Annotated in this window: 16 protein-coding genes and 1 pseudogene; 10 read left to right on the forward strand and 7 right to left on the reverse strand. The window is 73.6% G+C overall.

What is annotated here, in order from left to right; all coding sequences use genetic code 11:
• A pseudogene (locus ABZ945_RS25885) lies at nucleotides 1-457 on the reverse strand (flavin-dependent oxidoreductase); the annotation flags it as partial.
• 231 nt (nucleotides 458-688) lie between these two features.
• On the opposite strand from ABZ945_RS25885, the gene ABZ945_RS25890 reads away from it, so the two are divergent.
• Both ABZ945_RS25890 and ABZ945_RS25895 read left to right on the forward strand, forming a co-directional pair.
• On the forward strand, nucleotides 689-1456 hold the full coding sequence (locus ABZ945_RS25890) for a hypothetical protein (RefSeq protein WP_361273953.1): 768 nt from the start codon (nucleotides 689-691) through the stop codon (nucleotides 1454-1456).
• Nucleotides 1457-1609: 153 nt separating this feature from the next.
• Entirely contained in the window at nucleotides 1610-1783 is a 174-nt protein-coding gene (locus ABZ945_RS25895) for a hypothetical protein (protein ID WP_361273956.1), read from the forward strand.
• Between the two features lie 229 nt (nucleotides 1784-2012).
• Here the strand turns inward: ABZ945_RS25895 and ABZ945_RS25900 are convergent, their stop codons facing one another.
• Nucleotides 2013-2228, reverse strand: coding sequence for a ferredoxin (locus tag ABZ945_RS25900; protein WP_361273959.1), 216 nt, complete (start codon nucleotides 2226-2228; stop codon nucleotides 2013-2015).
• 5 nt (nucleotides 2229-2233) lie between these two features.
• Complete coding sequence (locus ABZ945_RS25905; RefSeq protein WP_361273961.1) at nucleotides 2234-3427, reverse strand: cytochrome P450; 1194 nt, start codon at nucleotides 3425-3427, stop codon at nucleotides 2234-2236.
• A gap of 277 nt (nucleotides 3428-3704) precedes the next feature.
• On the opposite strand from ABZ945_RS25905, the gene ABZ945_RS25910 reads away from it, so the two are divergent.
• The 5 genes from ABZ945_RS25910 (at nucleotide 3705) to ABZ945_RS25930 (ending at nucleotide 8665) form a co-directional block, all read left to right on the forward strand.
• The gene (locus tag ABZ945_RS25910; RefSeq protein ID WP_361274120.1) at nucleotides 3705-4334 is read left to right on the forward strand and encodes a TetR family transcriptional regulator; all 630 of its coding nucleotides are present in this window, start codon (nucleotides 3705-3707) and stop codon (nucleotides 4332-4334) included.
• A gap of 363 nt (nucleotides 4335-4697) precedes the next feature.
• Nucleotides 4698-5357 carry an HAD family acid phosphatase gene (locus ABZ945_RS25915; RefSeq protein WP_361273964.1) on the forward strand — a complete coding sequence of 220 codons (660 nt, stop codon included), beginning with the start codon at nucleotides 4698-4700 and terminating at the stop codon, nucleotides 5355-5357.
• 176 nt (nucleotides 5358-5533) lie between these two features.
• Nucleotides 5534-6403, forward strand: coding sequence for a YhjD/YihY/BrkB family envelope integrity protein (locus tag ABZ945_RS25920; protein WP_361273967.1), 870 nt, complete (start codon nucleotides 5534-5536; stop codon nucleotides 6401-6403).
• 190 nt (nucleotides 6404-6593) lie between these two features.
• Complete coding sequence (locus ABZ945_RS25925; RefSeq protein WP_361273970.1) at nucleotides 6594-7400, forward strand: VOC family protein; 807 nt, start codon at nucleotides 6594-6596, stop codon at nucleotides 7398-7400.
• On the forward strand, nucleotides 7397-8665 hold the full coding sequence (locus ABZ945_RS25930; protein WP_361273973.1) for a cation:proton antiporter: 1269 nt from the start codon (nucleotides 7397-7399) through the stop codon (nucleotides 8663-8665). Before ABZ945_RS25925 ends, ABZ945_RS25930 begins: the two co-directional genes overlap by 4 nt.
• A gap of 15 nt (nucleotides 8666-8680) precedes the next feature.
• Here the strand turns inward: ABZ945_RS25930 and ABZ945_RS25935 are convergent, their stop codons facing one another.
• On the reverse strand, nucleotides 8681-9610 hold the full coding sequence (locus tag ABZ945_RS25935; RefSeq protein ID WP_361273976.1) for a hypothetical protein: 930 nt from the start codon (nucleotides 9608-9610) through the stop codon (nucleotides 8681-8683).
• Nucleotides 9611-9791: 181 nt separating this feature from the next.
• Complete coding sequence (locus ABZ945_RS25940; RefSeq protein WP_361273979.1) at nucleotides 9792-10817, reverse strand: NAD-dependent epimerase/dehydratase family protein; 1026 nt, start codon at nucleotides 10815-10817, stop codon at nucleotides 9792-9794.
• Nucleotides 10818-11056: 239 nt separating this feature from the next.
• Between ABZ945_RS25940 and ABZ945_RS25945 the strand changes: the two genes are divergently transcribed.
• Both ABZ945_RS25945 and ABZ945_RS25950 read left to right on the forward strand, forming a co-directional pair.
• Nucleotides 11057-11851, forward strand: coding sequence for an SDR family oxidoreductase (locus ABZ945_RS25945; RefSeq protein ID WP_361273982.1), 795 nt, complete (start codon nucleotides 11057-11059; stop codon nucleotides 11849-11851).
• A 199-nt stretch (nucleotides 11852-12050) separates the two neighbouring features.
• On the forward strand, nucleotides 12051-13556 hold the full coding sequence (locus tag ABZ945_RS25950; RefSeq protein WP_361273985.1) for a SpoIIE family protein phosphatase: 1506 nt from the start codon (nucleotides 12051-12053) through the stop codon (nucleotides 13554-13556).
• 22 nt (nucleotides 13557-13578) lie between these two features.
• Here ABZ945_RS25950 and ABZ945_RS25955 read toward each other — a convergent pair whose 3' ends face one another.
• On the reverse strand, nucleotides 13579-15078 hold the full coding sequence (locus ABZ945_RS25955; RefSeq protein WP_361273987.1) for a hypothetical protein: 1500 nt from the start codon (nucleotides 15076-15078) through the stop codon (nucleotides 13579-13581).
• A 238-nt stretch (nucleotides 15079-15316) separates the two neighbouring features.
• Here ABZ945_RS25955 and ABZ945_RS25960 point away from each other — a divergent pair, with 238 nt between their 5' ends.
• Nucleotides 15317-16435, forward strand: coding sequence for an aminoglycoside phosphotransferase family protein (locus ABZ945_RS25960; RefSeq protein ID WP_361273990.1), 1119 nt, complete (start codon nucleotides 15317-15319; stop codon nucleotides 16433-16435).
• A 30-nt stretch (nucleotides 16436-16465) separates the two neighbouring features.
• Here ABZ945_RS25960 and ABZ945_RS25965 read toward each other — a convergent pair whose 3' ends face one another.
• Nucleotides 16466-17461: a helix-turn-helix transcriptional regulator gene (locus ABZ945_RS25965; protein ID WP_361273993.1), complete on the reverse strand. Its 996-nt coding sequence runs from the start codon at nucleotides 17459-17461 to the stop codon at nucleotides 16466-16468.
• Between the last annotated feature and the right edge of the window lie 36 nt (nucleotides 17462-17497).

Genomic DNA, 17497 nt, shown 5'->3' on the forward strand with positions numbered 1-17497 from the left:
GGTCGGCCTCAAGGGGGGCGCGTCCGTGGGTGCCGTACACCCGGATCCCAGGACCGTGCGGACCTTCGGTGTGCTCATACCCGTCCATCCGCCAACCGGTGACCACCGCACCCGGGCCGAGACGACGGACGACCTCCTCCAGTAGCAGCCGCTGGAGGTGGCCGCGGTGCACGGAGAACTGCGGCCAGTGGTAGCCGGCGGCCCGCCCGCGGGGCTCGGACCAGATGACGCCGCCGTAGCGGTGGTGGTAGGCGAGCCGGCCGGTGGCGACGGCGTGCGCGGCGAGCCTCGGCTCCAGGCCGAGTTCGGACAGCTCCCGTACGGCGGCGGGCTGGAGGTTGATACCGGCGCCCACCGGTCTCAGCCGCGCGCACGACTCCACCAGGCGTATGTCGCGCAGGCCTGCCGAGAAGAGACTGAGGGCGGTGGCGAGCCCGCCTATCCCGGCGCCTGCCACGATTATTCGGGGGGAGTTCCGGTCCGTGCTGCGAGCCACTTTCTCACCCTTCGGAGGAAGCCGTTCGTCGGTCAAAAGTGCGGCACGCGAGCGCTCGGCACAACCGGTCCCGTGACCGGCCGTAGTCCTGCCTGCTCGCTTTCCCGCCCTTCACCCGATCAGCGCACCGACGGGTGCCCCGGAGCGGCGGCCGTGCGTTTACTGGGGTGACGGCGAGAGGAAGGCCACGTCATGAATCACGCCGACTTCGACGCGTGCGACTTGCAGCGCCTGCGGCACGCCGTGAACTACGCGCACCACGCGTCGATAACCTCCCTGGACGTTCTGCTGCCTCCGTGGATACCCGGGGATCTGAAGCGGGCGATCCGGTCCGAGTGCACTGTCTCGCACTGCGGGACCCTTCTTTTCCCGCCGACCGAGGAGGCTGCTCTCGCGCATTTCCGGCGCAACGGCTGGAAGGCGTCCGCACCCATTCCCAGCGTGCTGGTGAAACGCCGGCTGACGGAACGGTACGGGCTGCCGGGCGACACCAGAATTCTGGTGACGCGGGTCCGCGCGACGACCGGCCCCGAGGTGGAGGTGTTCCTCTTCCCCAAATCGTGTCCGCGTTATGCGGAGGACATCGCGGAGGAGGAGCGGATCCACGGTTTCGAGAATCACGTCGGGCTGTTCATGGGCCGGGCGCGGGGCGATTCGCTGCGTTACCTCGCCGACCGGTTGGAGGTGGACGGCGAGCTGGTGTACGAGGGTTCGGCGCACAACCCGCACGAGAACACCACCATGGTCTACTTCGCGCCCGGAGCGCGGGTGGCGGCGGCGCGCCGACGCTTTCCCCGCTGGGAGGTGCAGTGCCCCGGGGATCTGACGGCCGTGGTGAAGGACCGGCCGGTACGCGCGGTGGCGCTGGCGGCGGCGTACGAGGCACTGCGGGTCAACTCCCGGCGGCCCGAGCCCTCGCGGGTCGGCCCGCGGCCCCGCCTGGCCGCGCCTCTCGGCTGATCGGCACGCCTGGACAGGGCAGGGCATCCGGCTCGGCGGGAGGGCGGCCGCGTGGTCGCCCTCCCGCCGAGCGGCGTCCGACCGGGAGCCGGAGCTGTTTCCGTGGCGCGGCCGAGGGCAGGCGAACGGTGAGCGTCTACGGAAGGGACCGACATGAGCGCCGGAGAGAAGGCCAAGGCCAAGGCCGAGCAGGTTGTCGGCAAGGCCGTGCGGAAGGCGGCCCACGCGCTGGGCAACGAGACCACCGCGGCCAAGGGTGCCGCGCTGGAGACTCGGGGCAAGGCGCGCGACGCCAAGGAGAAGGGCAAGGGCGGACTCAGGGGCTGAAGGCCCCGGAGGGTCGGCGGTCGGTGGCTGGCGGTGGATTGACTGCTTGAGGGCCGAGGGCCGGCCGCCCCGAGGCTGTGGCGGGTGGTTCGGGCGGGGTCTGGGCCACTGCCCGTGAGCTCTGGCCTGATCGGCCGATCGGATGACGGCGGCGGGCTCCATGTCGGTGACATGGAGCCCGCCGTCGCGTGCGTATCGTGCGTATAGGGACACGGAGGGCCCCGGAGGGTCAGGGGCGGGGGCCGACCGTACGCGGGCCGTCGCGTACGACGATGGCGAGGGCCGGGCAGGAGTCGGCGGCGTCCAGGGCCCGTTCGTCCTCGGCGATGTCGTGGTGGACCGGTGTCGCGGTGGCTCCCTCCAGCCGGTAGAGGTCCGGGGCGAGCCCGGCGCACATCCCTGAGCCCATGCACTGCTCGCGGTCGACCTCGGTGGTCCAGGTCATCGCGGTCACCACCCCACCGGCATCTCGCGTGGACCGCGTACCAGCATCTGGTTCTTCCAGCGCACGTCCCCCGCCACATGGAGCTGCGGGAAGCGGGTGATCAGCGCGAGTACGGCCTCCTGGAGTTCGAGCCGGGCCAGGGGCGCGCCCAGGCAGTGGTGGACGCCGTGGCCGAAGCCGAGGTGCTGAACACCCGACCGGGTGACGTCAAGGCGTCCGGGCCCGGTGAACTTCAGCGCGTCGCGGTTGGCCGCGCCGATCGCCACGAGCACCGGCTCGCCGGCCCGTACCAGGGTGCCGCCGACCTCGACGTCCTCGGTCGCGTACCGGGGGAAGGCGGCGGCGCTGCCGAGCGGCACGTACCGCAGGAGTTCCTCGACGGCCCCCTTGATCAGCTCGGGCCGCTCGCGCAGCAGGGCGAGCTGGTCGGGGTGGTCCAGCAGTGCGTGGACGAAGTTGGGGATCTGGCTGGCGGTGGTCTCATGGCCGGCGACCAGGATGCCCACGCAGAGGTCGATCAGTTCCAGTTCGCTGAGCCGGTCGCCGGTGTCCCGGGCGTCGATGAGCCCGGTCATGAGGTCGGGCCGGGGGTGGACCCGGTGATCCTCGATCAGCGCGGCCATATAGGCGCGCAGCTCCTCGCGGCTGCGGAGGAACTCCTCGGCGGTCAGCGAGCTGGTGGAGAGGGCCGCGTCGCTCCACACCCGGAACTTCGGCCGGTCCTCCTCGGGCACGCCGAGCATCCGGCAGATCACCGCGACCGGGAGCGGCAGGGCGTAGCACTCCACCAGGTCGGCGGGCGGTCCGGCCGCCTCCATCGTGTCGAGGAAGCCGTGCGCCAGTGCGCGCACCTGCGGGCGGAGCTTCTCGACCTGGTGGACGGTGAACGCCTTGGCGACCAGGGTGCGCAGCCGGGTGTGGCCGGGCGGGTCCATGCTGAGGATGCCCGCGTCCCGCTGCCCCTCCGACTGGCGCGGTTCGTCGTGTTTCAGCGCCTCCGCGCGGCTGAAGCGGCGGTCGCCGAGGACCAGTCGGGCGTCGGCGTAGCGGGTGGCCAGCCAGGCGGGCTCGCCGTAGGCCATCGCCACCCGTAACAGGCCGGGCCGCTGAAGCGCCTCGGCATAGGCCTCGGCGAGGTCGAGGCCGTCAGGTTCGTTGAACGGGTACGCGAGGGGAGTCTGATCCGCCGTTGCGGTCATGGGGCGCCTCCGTTGTGTAAGCACGTGCTTACAGAACCTAGGGTGGTCGGCAGGGGCGGTCAATGGCGCCGTTACGCCGTTCGAGTGACGGTCCGACAGAAGGCCCGGACTCGCGGAGCGTGCGCGGAGTGCCGAAGCGGCGGAGGCGTGGGGAGTGGTGAAGGTGGCGGAGGCGGCGCGGGTGACGGCTGCGGCGGAGGATGCGAACACGACCGGCCAGGAGGGTGGGCAGGGTGCGGGGACGATCGGGACGGCGGCCGTACGGGGCCCGGAACCGGTGGACGGGGCGGGTCGGTCCGCGGCGGGCGGGGCCACCCGCGCCCGGTTGCTGGCCGCGGCATCGGCGCTCTTCGCCGAGCGCGGTTACGACCGGGCGACGGTGCGGGACATCGCCGCGCGCGCCGGAGTGAATCAGGCGCTGCTGTTCCGCCACTTCGGCTCCAAGCAGGCGCTCTTCGGGGAGGTCGTCGCGCAGAGCGGCCAGGAGCAGTTGCGCGGCACTCCGCCGGAGCGGTTGGTGGAGGTGGCGTTGCGCAGTCTGCTGCCGCCGCCGGCGGACGGCCCGTCGCCGACCGCGGCGGGAGGTTCGCCGGGGATGAGCCGGTCGCTGAAGGCCATGCTCCGGTCGGTGGGTGGCGGGGACGAGGTGTCGGCGGCGGTCACCGCGCTGGGGGACGAGTACGCCAGGGTGCTGGCGACCCTGAGCACGGCGGAGGACGGGGAGCTGCGCGCGGACCTGGCGCTGTCCTGGCTGCTGGGCATCGGGCTGATGCGGGTGGTGGTGGGAAAGCGCCCGCTCGCGGAGGCCGACCCGGACGAGGTCTGCCGGCTGGTGGTGGGCGCGCTGGACCGTCTGCTGGAGGGGCCGCCGGATCCACTGGAGGCGCTGCCGGAACCGACGGACTGACGGCCGGTGGGGTGGCGCCTGGCAGGATGGCGGCTGGCGGACTGACAGTCGGCGGGATGACGGGATGGGTGTGAAGGTCCGGGAGGGGGCCGGCGGAAGCGGTGTGATCGGCGGGTCGGTGGCGGGGTGCGGGGCGGCGGAGGGTACCGCCCGGCCGGTGGCGGCGGGAGGCCGCGGCGGGGGAATGCGCAGGGTCACCGCGCGATGCGGGGCACCGCCCCCTCGGCGTCGAACAAAAAGCTACCGAGCAGTAGAGAGAACGCCTCATTCCGTCCATCATTGAGCGCGAGCATGCCAAGGCCGCCCTGGTGATCACCGGGCGGCCTCCCCCTGGTCGGTCACCACCGAAGGAGTGAACTGCCCATGCTTGCAGCCCGATGGAGCGCCCGCGGCGCCGCCCTCACCGCTCTCGCCGCGCTGGCCACCGCCACCTCGGCGACCGCGGCCACGGCCGCGCCGGCCGACCGCCCGGGCCCCTCCCCCGCCCCCTCCTCCGCGTCGGCGCAGAGCGTCGCGGCGCTCGGCGGAGTGGACTACGCGGTGTGGCAGCGGGATGTGGCGGCCGCGCTGGACGGCGCGCGGGCCTACATCGAGCAGCGCACCGCCCGGGCGGAGGGCAAGCGCCTGGCGATCGTCCTCGACATCGACAACACCTCGCTGGAGACCGACTTCCATCCCTTCTGGGAGTGGCCGACCCCGGCCGTCAAGCCGGTGCGGGAGCTGGTCCGCTACGCCGACTCGCGCGGGGTGGGCGTCTTCTTCGTCACCGCCCGCCCCGGCATCCTCTACGCGCCCACCGCGATCAACCTGGCGACGGCGGGCTACCCCGTGGACGGGCTGTACGTGCGGGACCTGCCGGACCTGTTCGAGGAGGTCAGCGCGTACAAGACGGAGAAGCGGGCGGAGATCGAGGCCAAGGGCTACACGGTGATCGCCAACATCGGCAACCGGCCCACCGACCTGGTCGGCGGCCATGCGGAGCGCACCTGGAAGCTGCCGGACTACGACGGCAAGCTGTCCTGACGCGGACGCGCTGAGTGCGCCGGTCCGGCGCGGGTGGCGGTACGCGGCGGACCGGGGCTCGCGGGGAAGCGGGAACGGTGGGGGCAGGGGCCGGAGGCGGATGGCGCGGGCGGCCATTCGGGGTCTTGCCCGCCCACTCCCGTACCGCCGGGGCCGGGGCCGGGTATGCGAGGTGCATGTCCGACAAGTCTCCTGGGGCGCCGGACGGCGCCCGGCGGTGGTGGTTCGGGCGGCTGTACGGCGCCTTCCTCGTGTCGGCCGCCGGGCGCGGCCTGCGCCGCGGCAACGAGCTGGAGCTGATGCACCGGGCGATGGGCTTCGCCGCGCTCGGGCTGCTGACCCTGGTGCCGCTGCTGATCGTGGTGGCGGCGGCCGACCCGGGTAACGGGCGGGGCTTCGCCGAGTGGCTCACCGATGGCCTGGGGGTGGAGGCTGCCTCGGAATTGCAGGTGGAACGGCTGTTTGCTCCTCCGAACCAGGCGCTGGAGTCCACCACCGGCTTTGGTATCGCAGCGGTCGCGGTCTTCGGCATGACCTTCGGCGGGGTGGTGCAGAACGGCTACGAGCGGATCTGGGAGGTGCCAGCGGCCCGCTGGCACACCATGTGGCGGCACGCGGTGTGGCTGGCCTTCCTCATCGGCTACATCCTGATGTCGGCGCATATCGCCGCCACCCCGGTGAGCGTCGGCGACCTCGTCTGGCGGGCCGGTGTGGCGGTGGTGAGCGGGGTGCTGTTCTTCTGGTGGTCGCAGTGGCTGCTGCTGGGCGGCCGGCTGCCCTGGGGCGCGCTGCTGCCCGGCGCGGTGGCGACGGTGATCGGACTGGCTGGGCTGCGCGGCTTCTCCCATCTGGTCTTCTCGCCGCTGATCGCCTCCAACGCGGTCGCCTACGGCCCGGTGGGCACCATGCTGGTGGTGCAGTCCTGGCTGGTCGGGGTCGGTTTCGTGGTGTTCGGCGGAGCGCTGGTGGGGCGGGTGCTGTACGAGGAGCGGTGGTATCTGACCGGGCTGGCGGGGCGGGCGGTGCGGCGGGTACGGCGCCGGTGAGCCGGCGCCCTGGTGAGGATCAGGCCGGTGGGCCGGGCGGGTGCTCGGGGCCCGCCCCGTACCGGTCCGTCGGCGCAGGTGACGGGCCCGGCCGGGGGAAGAGTGCGACCATGGACAGCGGGCAGGGAAGAAGCGACGAAACCCAAGCGGCACTTCCGCACCACTGGTGACACCGGGACGGCTTTTCCACATGAACACGAACTCATCCGCGGCCACCGGGCCCGCCGTGATGTCCAGCGGCTCCGTCTTCGGCGCCCCCTGCTGGGTCAGCCTGATGACCCGCGATCTCGGCGCCTCGCAGGACTTCTACGCCTCGGTGCTCGGCTGGACCTTCCGGCCGGCCCGACTCGGGGACGAGTTCAGCGTCGCCCTGTCGGAGGGTCGCCCGGTGGCCGGGCTGGGCGCGCTGGCCGGCCCGCTGCAGGTGGCGGTCGCCTGGACCCCGTACTTCGCCGTGGAGAACGCCGACCAGACGGCGTCCCGCATCCGCGAGCGCAGCGGCACGGTGGCGGTCGGGCCGGTGGCGCTGTCGATCGGCCGCGGTGCGCTGGCCGCCGACCGGGAGGGGGCGGTGTTCGGGATCTGGGAGGGCCGGCTGATGTCGGGCTGGGAGGTCTGGCGGGCGGCCAATCCGGCCTGGCTCCGCCTGGTGACGAGGGACGCCTTCGAGGCGGCGATCTTCTACGGCGAGGTGTTCGACTGGGCCTGCGGGCGGCCCGGCTGCGTCGATGTGGAGTACGCGCAGGAGGAGGTCGTGCTGCGCAGCGCCGGCCATGTGGTGGCGCGGCTCAACTCGGGGGCGCTGGAGGCGGCACCCGACCCGGCGATCCGGCCCCGCTGGCAGGTCCACTTCCCGGTGCGCGATGTGGACGCCTGCGTCCAGGCGGCGGTGCGCGACGGCGGGGCGGTCACCGACCACACGCCGGGGCGGGTGGCGACGCTGCGTGACCCCGACGGGGGTCTGTTCACGGTGACCAGGCGGGCCGCCGCCGTATGACACTGTCGGATCTGGTCTACGCCGGACTAGGCGTGGGCGCGCTGGCGGCTGCCGTGCTGCCGAGGGTGGTGTTCCGGCGCCCGTTCTCGCTGCCGATGGTGTTCCTCGCGGCGGGCGCGCTGGTGGCGATACCCGCGTGGGGGCTGCCGGTGGTGGACCCGGTGGCGGACCGGCTGTGGGTGGAGCACGTCACCGAGGCGTGTGTGGTGGTGTCACTGATGGGCGCCGGGCTGGCGATCAACCGGCCGATGCGCTTCCGCGCCTGGGCGGGGACCTGGCGGCTGCTGGGGATCACCCTGCCGCTGACCGTGGCCGCCGTCGCCTTCCTGGCCTGGTGGCTGCTGGGCTGGCCGCCGGCCGCCGCGCTGCTGCTGGGCGCGGTCCTCTCCCCCACCGACCCGGTGCTCGCCGCGGAAGTGCGGGTGGGCGAACCCACCGATGCCGAGGACGACGAGGACGAGGTGCGGTTCACCCTCACCAGCGAGGCCGGACTCAACGACGGGCTGGCCTTCCCGTTCGTGATGGCGGCGGTCGCACTCGCCGCGGCCGCGGGGGACGGCTGGTCGTGGGGGTGGATCGGGCACTGGGCCGCGGTGGACCTGCTGGCGAAGGCGGCGATCGGGGTGGTGGCGGGCCTGGTGCTGGGCCGGCTGCTGGGGTGGATGTTCTTCCGGGCGCGTACCCCGGCGCTGCGGCTGTCGGAGCACATGGAGGGGTTCGTCGCGCTGGGCGCCACCTTCCTGGCGTACGGGGTCACCGAGCTGCTGAGCGGCTACGGCTTCCTCGCGGTGTTCGTCGCGGCGTGCGCGCTGCGGTCGGCGGAGCGCAGCCACGGCTACCACAACGTGCTGCACGAGTTCACCGAGCAGATCGAGCGGCTGCTGACGGGGGTGCTGCTGTTCCTGCTCGGCGCCTTCGCCGTCGGGGGCGGGCTGGGCGAGCTGACCTGGCCCGCGGCACTGGTCGGGCTGCTGCTGTTGCTGGTGGTCCGTCCGCTGACGGGGTGGCTGGGGCAGTTGGGCTTCGCCGCCGGGCCGCGGGAGCGGACCGTGGTGGCGGTGTTCGGGCTGCGCGGCATCGGCTCGCTGTTCTATCTGGCGTACGCGCTCGGCGAGCATCACTTCGGCGCGCTGGAGCGGCAGTTGTGGGCGGCGGTGGCGTTCACCGTGATGGCGTCGGTGGTGCTGCACGGGATCAGCGCGACACCGGTGATCACCCGGCTGGACCGGCTGCGGGACCGCACCCCGCCGGAGGTGCGGCCCTGAGCCACCGCGGGCCGGTCAGGGGCGGGGCCAGTCGAGCAGGGTCCGGCGGTCGGCCTCCTCGCGGGCCAGTACCTCGGCGAGGACGGTGGTGTCGTAGCCGCGGCTGACCGCCTCGCGGACCAGCCGGGCCAGAGCGTCCGGCGGCAGCGCCTCGGCCTGGGTGGCCGGCGCGCCGGCCGGCGTCCTGCGGTCGCCCGCCCTGGCGGGGGCGGCGGGCAAGGCGTAGGTCTCGATCTGCTCCTCGGTTACGGCCAGGCGTTCGAAGAGCACGCGGACGTCCGGGGCGTCGGTCGCGGCGAACGCGGTGACGTCCTCGGCCACGGCTCCGTACAACTGGAGCGCCATCGGGTCGCGGTCGCCGACGACGAGGACCCGGAGCGCCCCGTGCCCGCAGGCGGCCGCGCGCTGGGCGGCCGCCCGCCGCCCGTGCAGACCGCGCGGGGCGGCGTACACCGGTACGCCCCACGGGTCGGTGACGCCGGCGAGTTGGGGCACCAGTCCGGGGGTGTCGCACCACAGTTCCAGCCTGGCCTCCTGGCCCGACTGGCGGTCCAGTCGGTAGGCGAGGGCCGCTTCGGCACGGGCCCGGTGGAAGCCGGCCGGGCCGTCGTAGGCGGTCGGCAGTACGGCGATGTCACTGTCGTCCTGGACGGCGAGCCAGGAGATGCGCCCGGAGCGGCGGGCCATCCCGATCAGCTCCACCAGCCGGCGGTAGGTCCGCTCCTGCCCCCGTGCCCCTGCGGCTTCCTGCCCGCGCTCCCGGCTGAGGACACCCGCGGTGCCCAGGACGCCGTCGGCGAGTGCCGCGTACCAGATCTGCCGGATGGTGAGCGGCAGTTGAGCGGCGTAGCGGCCCAGTATGAGTTCGACGGCGGTGAGCAGTTCCAGGGTGGCGGGGCGGGGCTGCCAGTCCGGCTGGTAGCCGCGGGCCCGTCTGTCCGGCATCGCTGCCCCCTTCACGCCCGCACCGCGCCACCGGACGCCGTGGCGTCCCTCCGTACGGGTTGTTCCCGCGAGGAGCACCGCCGTCACCCGAACGGGTTCCCGGGCGTGTTGCGGGGGTGGAGGGAGTTGCGCCGTCTCCGGCGGCCCGGCCGCCCGCCGGTCACGTTCGCCTTGCGGCCGGTCAGCTCGCCTTGCGGCCGGCCAGGGGTGCGGTGTCCATGCCGGTGCCGGTGCGCATCCCCTTCAGCATCTCGCCGACGGCCTCCTGGGCGGTGTGCTCCGGCTGCCAGCCGAGCTGGTCGCGAGCACGGGTGCAGTCCAGCAGGGGCAACCGCAGGACCGCGTCGAACAGCTGCGGGGAGGCCGGGAGCAGATGCAGCGCGTAGCCGGTGACCAGGGCGGCGCGGGCGGCCGCCCGGGGCAGCCGTACGGTCCTGGCGTCCAGCAGCGCGGCCAGGTCGCGGGCATCGAGGGGTGACTCGGCGGCCAGGTTGAAGGCGCCGGAGACCTCCCGGTGGACCGCGAGCACATAGGCCCGGGCCGCGTCGTCGGTGTGCAGGGCCTGGAAGCGCAGCCCGGGGATGTCCGGGACGACGGGGACGGTACGGGGTGAGGCGAGCGGGCCGGGCAGGAAGCGGCCGCCGAAGATGCGCCGCTGCTCGGGCCCGGACTCCTCCTTGAAGAGGAAGGCGGGCCTCATGCGCACCACCCGCATACCGGGGTTGCGCAGCTCGTGGGTGTCCAGAACCCGTTCGAGATAGGCCTTCTCCCGGCAGTAGGCCGCCTCGGAGGCCCCATGGGTGGGCCAGCTCTCATCGACCGCGCCCGCGTCGCGGCCCGGTGAGTAGGTGCCGACGGAGGAGGCGTGGATCAGCGCGGGCACGCCGGCCGCGGCCGCGTCCCGGAAGACCTGGAGAGAGCCGAGGACGTTGGTCCGCCAGGTGGCGGAGGGGTCGTGGGTCGGCTGGAACGCCCAGGCCAGATGGATCACCGCGTCGGCGCCCTTGAAGTGGGGGACCAGGTCGATCTCCTGGCGGAGGTCGACGGCCGTCCACTCGGTCTTGGGCGGGGACCAGCCGGGCATCCGGCGGGCGATCCCCCGGATGGAGGCGACGCCCGGGTCGGCGGCGAGCGCGGCCACCACACTGGTGCCCACGTTCCCGGTGGCTCCGGTGACGACGACCTTCTTGCCGGCGCTGCTGGTCACGGCGTCCGCCTTCCGTCGGCTGTGCGCGGCCCGGCGGGTGCCGGGACGGTCCGGGTACCCACGGGCGGCCGCGCTAGCCCCGGCGTGTTCGCCGGCTGCTCGGTCCTCGCTCCCCCGCGTGATCGGCCCAACGCCCCGGTTCTGGGGAAGAAGGCCGGCGGCGGGGAAGGGAGCAGGGGGGACGGGAAGCGGGGGCGGGTGGAAGAAGTCGGCGGAAGCGATGTGAAGGAGCGCGACGGATGCGGGTGGAACTGACGGGCAGGACGGCGCTGGTGACGGGTTCGACGCAGGGGATCGGCGCTGCGATCGCTGTGGCGCTGGCCCGCGCCGGGGCGACGGTGGCGGTGAACGGGCGGTCGGAGCAGAGCGTGGCCGCGGCGGTGCAGCGGCTGCGCGAGGAGGTCCCGGACGCCGAGGTGGTGCCGGTGGCGGCCGATCTGTCGAGTGACGAGGGCGCGGCGCGGGCGGTGGAGCTGCTCCCGGAGGTGGATATCCTCGTGAACAACCTGGGGATCTTCGAGTCACGGCCCGCGCTGGAGATCAGCGACGAGGAGTGGCGCCGGTTCTTCGAGGTCAACGTACTGGCGGCGGTGCGGTTGACCCGGGCGTATCTGCCCGGGATGAAGGAACGCGGCTGGGGCCGGGTGCAGTACATCGCCAGCGACTCGGCGGTGGCGATCCCGGCCGAGATGATCCACTACGGGATGTCCAAGACGGCTCTGCTGGCGGTGAGCCGCGGCTTCGCCAAGGAGGCCGCCGGAAGCGGGGTCACCGTCAACTCGGTGATCGCCGGCCCCACCCACACGGGCGGGGTGGAGGACTTCGTCTACGAGTTGGTCGACCGGGAGCTGCCCTGGGACGAGGCGCAGCGGGCGTTCATGCGCGAGCACCGGCCGCAGTCGCTGCTGCAGCGGCTGATCGAGCCGGAGGAGATCGCCCACATGGTGGTGTACCTCAGTTCGCCCCAGGCCTCGGCCACCACGGGCGGCGCGGTGCGGGTGGACGGCGGGTACGTGGACGCGATCCTGCCCTGAGCGGGGTGGGGTGGGTGGGGGGTGGCGTGCGCCCCGGCGTGGGGGCGGCGCGCAATTGCGGGCCGTTGGCATATGCCTTCGGCACCACCGTGTCGAGTGTTGCCAAAGCCCTTACGGGCCCCCCTGGGCTGTGCGAAAGTCGTAGGCGGTTGTTGTTGCCTCGCCAGACCTGGCCGCCGCGCCGCATCGGAGTTCCGACATGCCGTCCCATCTGTTCGCGGACCGTCCCGCGTCCCCGCCGCCCGAGCGTTCCGTGGACGCCCTGATCTCGCAGACCCGCCGTTTGCGCGGCGGGGTCGACGCCGTCCGGCGGGACGCGGAGGTGGACGAGGACGATCCGCGGGGCCGGTGGCAGCGGGCGCTGTGTGATCTCGCGGTGCATCAGCTGGATGATGTCCGGGCCCAGTTGGGGCAGTTGAAGGACGGGCTTCCGGCGGATGTGGCGATGGACGGGGTGGCGGACGGGGTGGGGGGTGCTCCGGCGGAGGCAGCTGGAGCGTCGGGGACGGGTGCGGCGCCGGCCGGGGCGGTGGCGGGGGGGGTTCCCGCCGGGTCTCTGGTCGGGCGGGTGGGGAGTGCGGAGTGGGATCTGCTCACCGATGCCGTGCACTGGTCGGCGGAGCTGTTCACGATTCTCGGGCGGCCGGCGGGCTCGCGGCCGCTCACCCTGGACGAGCTGCCCTCCGTGGTGTTCGTGGAGGACCAGGCGCTGCTGACCGCGATGGTGACGGGGTGCCTGGTCGACGGGAAGGCCATGGAGGGGGAGTTCCGGGTCGTCCGGGGGGACGGGCAGGTGCGGACCGTGCACATGGCGGGCGAGCCGGTCCTGGACGGTGAGGGGACGACCGCCTCGATGTGGGCGGTGCTGCGGGATGTGAGCGAGCTGCGGCGCAGTGAGCGGGCGGTGCGCGCGTCACTGGACTCGCTGGAGCGCACCCGGGAGATGGCACGGGCCGAGCACCGGATCGCGGTGGAGTTGCAGGAGGCGGTGCTTCCGCCGTGGCGCGGTGACGGCGGGTTGCCGGACGGTGCGGCGGGGCTGGAACTGGCCGGCCGGTATCTGCCGTCGGACGCGCCGACGGCGATCGGGGGCGACTGGTATGACGCGCTGCGGCTGCCGGACGGCGAGGTGCTGCTGACGGCCGGCGGTCTGACCGGGCACGGTCTGTCGGCGGCTTCGGCGATGGCGATGGTGCTGGGCGCGCTGCGCGGGTTGGCGGTGGCCGGTATCCGGCCCGGGGCGCTGCTCGGGCATCTGGGTGAGGTGCTGGAGTGCTCGGCGCAGCCGGCGTTGGCCGGTGCGGTGTGCTGCCGTTATGACCCGCGGGCCGGGGTGCTGCACTGGGCGCAGGCGGGTCACCCCGCCCCGCTGCTGTTCCGCGGTGGGACGGGGTGGGCGCTGCCTCGGCCGGAGGGTGCGCTGCTCGGTGCGGTGAGTGGCGCGGTGTACGAGCAGGCGCGGGTGCGGTTGCTGCCGGGTGATGTGCTGGTGCTGGGGACCGAGGGGCTGCTGGGGGATCGGGGTGCGTCCGCCGCCGGGGAGGCGGACGGCACCGGTCGGCTGCTGGGGCTGGCGGGCCGGTTGGAGCGGGCCGCCGACGCGCAGGAGTGTGCGCGGATCGTGGTGGAGGCATGCGGGACGGCGCCCCGGGAGGGCGACGCCTGTCTGCTGGTGGTGCGGGTGGGGGCGGCGGCGGAGGTGTGAGCCGTCGCCTCGATCCGGGGGGTCAGGCCGGGGTGGGGCCGCCGGGCTTGGGGCGGCGGCCGGGCTTCTTGGGCCTGGCCTGGTCGATCTCGGCGCGGAGTTCGGCGATGGCGGCCTGTCCGGCGTACCGTCCGCTGAGCCGGTACATCTCGTCGAGCCGGTCCCAGGTGCGGTGTGAGGAGTTGCTGTTCATGGACTTCAGTGCCTCGCGGGCGTAGCGCTCGGCCTGTTCGGGGTCGCCGGCGATGAAGCTGGCGGAGGCCATGGAGAGGTGGTCGAAGATCTGGGAGCGCTGGCGGCCGTCGTTGCGCAGGGCGAGGGCCTTCTGGGCGTAGTTCTGGGCCGGTTTGGCGGCGGAGGGCTCGTGTTCGGCGAGGGTGCGGAAGGACAGGGCCTGCATGCCGTACATGTCCTCGTTGCGGAAGGTCGCCATCCAGCCGGGCATGGGGGTGTCGTCCTTGTCGGAGACGAAGAGTTCCTCCGCCTTGCCGAGGGTGCGGCGCATCGCCTGGCCGTGGCCCATGGCGGCCTGTGCCCAGGCTTCGATGGTGTACAGCATGGCCTGGGTGCGGGGCAGGACCTGGTCGCCGGAGCCGGCGCGGGCCATCCTCATCAGGTCCAGGGCGTCGTCGGGGCGGCCGAGGTGGACCATCTGGCGGGCGGCGCGGGACAGGGCCTCGCCGGCGCGGGGCCGGTCGCCGCCTTCCTTGGCGGCGTGCGCGGCGATGAGGAAGTACTTCTGGGCGACGGGTTCGAGGCCGACGTCGTGGGACATCCAGCCGGCCAGGACGGCGAGGTCGGCCGCCACGCCCCACAGGCGGCGCTGGAGGTGGTCGGGGTGGCGGAAGGCGAGCATGCCGCCCACCTCGTTGAGCTGGCCGACCACTGCTTTGCGCTGGAGTCCGCCGCCGCGTGCGGCGTCCCAGGCGCGGAAGATCTCGACGGAGTGCTCCAGTGCCTCGATCTCCTGCGATCCGACGGGGGCGGCTTCGTAGCGGTCGAAGCCGGCCGGTTCGGCGTGGGGCAGGGAGTCGGGCCGGCGGGGTGCGTCGGCGGCGAGCGCGGGGTCGGTGTGGAGCCAGTCGTGCATGGCGCTGGTGAGTACGGAGCCTGCGGTGAGCGCGACGCCCGCGCCCACCAAGCCGCGTCGGTTGAGCATGAGGTCCATTCCCGTGAATTCGGTGAGGACCGCGGCCGTACGTTCCGGCTCCCATGGCAGTCCGTCGGGGTTGTCGGTGGTTCCGACGTCCCGCCGGCGGTCGCGCTGGCGTACGAACCCGAGGTCCTCGATGGTCACGACACGGCCGAGCCGCTCGGTGAACAGGGCCGCCAGCACCCGCGGTACCGGATCGCGCGGGCTTTCGCCCTTGTCGATCCAGCGGCGTACTCGCGAGGTGTCGGTCGCCAGCTGCGGGTGGCCCATGGCCGCCGCCTGCCGGTTCACGCGTCTGGCGAGTTCGCCCTTGGACCAGCCGGCCAGGCCGAACAGGTCCGACAGGCGGGTGTTGGGTTCTCCGGTCACGTCAAGCCCCCAGGTTCTCGGCTGAGTTGGACACTAGCCCGGCGGCATGGGCCTGGCGACTATTCGCCAGGGTTCGCCAGGGTCCGCCAGATGGTGTGCCACCCGCGCCCGGGTGTCAGGTAGGAATGCGCCACCCCGATCCCGGTGACCGGCCCGCACTCCCCAGGGTGCCGGTGCGGGGCCGGGTCGGGGCAGCGTGCAGGTGACGTGTCGGCACACGAAGGGATCTGTCTTCCCCATGTACACAGCATCGTCCTCCGTGTCCGCCCCGCCCCGGCCGCAGCGCACCCTGGCGGCCGGTGGTGGACCGTACCCGGTCGTGGCCCCGGCGGGCCGGGTGCGGCGCTGGGCGGGGACGGTGCCCGGTCCGCTCAGCGGAAGGATCGACTTGTCCGGCCCCCAGGGCGCGCAGCTGCGGAGGGCGATCGCCTCCGTGCACCGGATCTGCCCGGAGTTCCAGCCGGTGCAGGTGCTGCGGCGCAGCGGGCGGTCGGTGCTGCTGGTGGGTACGACCGGGCGTACCGCGGTGGTGGCGAAGTGTTTACTGGACCCCTCCCCCGCCTGGGCGGAAAGGTTCCGGCACGAGATCGCCGCCTACCGGGTGTTCGTCCGGCACCGGCCGCCGGTGCGGGCGCCGCGGTTGATCGCGGCGGATCCGGAGAGCTGCGCCCTGGTGATCGAGCGGATGCCGGGTCGGGCGGCGGCGTTGCAGCGGCATCCGGTGGAGGTTCCGTCGCGGGCCGATGTGCGGGCGGCGCTGAGCGCGGTGATGCGGGTCAACTCCTGGCAGCCGCCTGACGGAACGTTCGATCAGCCGCTGGACTATGTGTCGCGGATCTCCCGGTACCACGAGTTGGGGCTGTTCACGGACCGGGACCGGGACGATGTGCACATCCTGCTGCGGGGGCTGGTGCAGGCGGGTGGGGGCCAGCCGCCGCGGCAGTTCTGCCATGGGGATGCGCTGCTGTCCAACATGCTGCTGTCGCCGACGGGGCCGGTGCTGGTGGACTGGGAGCACGCGGGCTGGTACCTGCCCGGTTACGACCTGGCCACGCTGTGGACGGTGGTGGGGGACGCGCCGGCGACGCGCCGTCAGATCAGCCAGCTGGCCCAGGCGCGGGGGCCGGCGGCGCGGGACGCGTTCCTGGTGAATCTGATGCTGGTGCTGATGCGGGAGATCCGCCGTTACGAGACGGCGGTGCAGCGGACGATACGGGAGGCTCCGCCGGCTGGTTCGGTACCGGTGCCCGCGGGCACGGTGGCGCCCGGTGAGGAGCAGCGGCTGCTGCTGCGCCGGTTGCACGACGACTGCGCGATGGCGCGCAGGGCGGTGCGGGCGGCGGTCGGCACCCGCTGAGCCGGGCTGCCTGGACGTGTTCGGGGCCGTTCAGGAGCCGGGCGCGGCCTGTGGGGGGTGCTGGGCGGCGAGCCGGGTGAGGGCGGCCTCCTCGGGGGTGCCGTGCTCGGCGCTGAGGACGTGCATGACCAGTCCGGTCTCGCCGGGGGCGGCGGGGATGTGCAGGGTGTCGTAGTCGAGGTGGAGGGTGCCGGTGGCCGGGTGGTGCAGCCGCCGGCGTCCGCTGTCGCACATCACCACCTCTCCGGTGGCCCAGATGCGGCGGAACTCCTCGCTGTGTGCGGACAGTTCGCCGATGAGCCAGGTCAGTTCGCGGTCGTCGGGGAACCGTCCGGCGGAGACCCGGAGTTGGCCGGCGGTCTCGGTGGCCAGGGCCTGCCAGTCGGGGAAGACCTGGCGGGCGGCCGGGTCGAGGAAGAGGAAGCGGGCCTGGTTGGGGTCCCGTGGCGCTTCGGTACGGGGGTGGGGCCGGGCGGGGTCGTACGGCGCGGGCGGGACCGGTCCGCCGAGCAGTGCGGCGCCCAGGGGGTTGCAGGCGACGATGTCCAGGCGGTGGTCGGTGACGTAGGCGGGCAGGGCGCCGAGGGCGTCCAGGACGCGCCGCAGTGAGGGGCCGGCCGCGGTGCGCGGCAGGGGCGGCCGGGTGCGCCGGGTGTCGGCGAGGGTGGCCAGGTGGCGGCGCTCCGCCGCGTCGAGCCCGAGGGCGTCGGCGAGCGCGCCGAGGACCTCGGGTGAGGGCTGGGTGGCCCGGCCCTGTTCCAGGCGTATGTAGTAGTCCACGCTGATGCCGGCGTGCTGGGCCAGCTCCTCGCGGCGCAGCCCGCGGACCCGGCGCCGGCCGCCGCCCGCGAGCCCGATCTGCTCGGGGGCGACCCGCTCGCGGCGGGTGCGCAGGAACGCCCCGAGCGCGCGGCGGGTGTCGCCGACTCCGTCGGGGCGGTGGTCGCAGGGTGCGTTCGGGCTGTCGGCCAGGGTGGGAGGGGCCGGGGGTGCCGTTGTGTGCTGGTCGAGGTCCACGCGGTCCATGGCTCCAGTATCCCCGGCGCCTTCGAGGGTGGTCCT

This window comes from Streptomyces sp. NPDC046887 (assembly GCF_040644755.1).
In the GTDB taxonomy this organism is placed as follows: domain Bacteria; phylum Actinomycetota; class Actinomycetes; order Streptomycetales; family Streptomycetaceae; genus Streptomyces; species Streptomyces lichenis.

Excerpts from the sequence above, each read along its gene's own strand:
- ABZ945_RS25890 (WP_361273953.1), top strand. The coding sequence starts at position 689 with ATGAATCACGCCGACTTCGACGCGTGCGACTTGCAGCGCCTGCGGCAC.
- ABZ945_RS25895 (WP_361273956.1), top strand. The coding sequence starts at position 1,610 with ATGAGCGCCGGAGAGAAGGCCAAGGCCAAGGCCGAGCAGGTTGTCGGC.
- ABZ945_RS25900 (WP_361273959.1), bottom strand. The coding sequence starts at position 2,228 with ATGACCTGGACCACCGAGGTCGACCGCGAGCAGTGCATGGGCTCAGGG.
- ABZ945_RS25905 (WP_361273961.1), bottom strand. The coding sequence starts at position 3,427 with ATGACCGCAACGGCGGATCAGACTCCCCTCGCGTACCCGTTCAACGAA.
- ABZ945_RS25915 (WP_361273964.1), top strand. The coding sequence starts at position 4,698 with ATGCTTGCAGCCCGATGGAGCGCCCGCGGCGCCGCCCTCACCGCTCTC.
- ABZ945_RS25920 (WP_361273967.1), top strand. The coding sequence starts at position 5,534 with ATGTCCGACAAGTCTCCTGGGGCGCCGGACGGCGCCCGGCGGTGGTGG.
- ABZ945_RS25925 (WP_361273970.1), top strand. The coding sequence starts at position 6,594 with ATGAACACGAACTCATCCGCGGCCACCGGGCCCGCCGTGATGTCCAGC.
- ABZ945_RS25930 (WP_361273973.1), top strand. The coding sequence starts at position 7,397 with ATGACACTGTCGGATCTGGTCTACGCCGGACTAGGCGTGGGCGCGCTG.
- ABZ945_RS25935 (WP_361273976.1), bottom strand. The coding sequence starts at position 9,610 with ATGCCGGACAGACGGGCCCGCGGCTACCAGCCGGACTGGCAGCCCCGC.
- ABZ945_RS25945 (WP_361273982.1), top strand. The coding sequence starts at position 11,057 with ATGCGGGTGGAACTGACGGGCAGGACGGCGCTGGTGACGGGTTCGACG.
- ABZ945_RS25950 (WP_361273985.1), top strand. The coding sequence starts at position 12,051 with ATGCCGTCCCATCTGTTCGCGGACCGTCCCGCGTCCCCGCCGCCCGAG.
- ABZ945_RS25960 (WP_361273990.1), top strand. The coding sequence starts at position 15,317 with ATGTACACAGCATCGTCCTCCGTGTCCGCCCCGCCCCGGCCGCAGCGC.
- ABZ945_RS25965 (WP_361273993.1), bottom strand. The coding sequence starts at position 17,461 with ATGGACCGCGTGGACCTCGACCAGCACACAACGGCACCCCCGGCCCCT.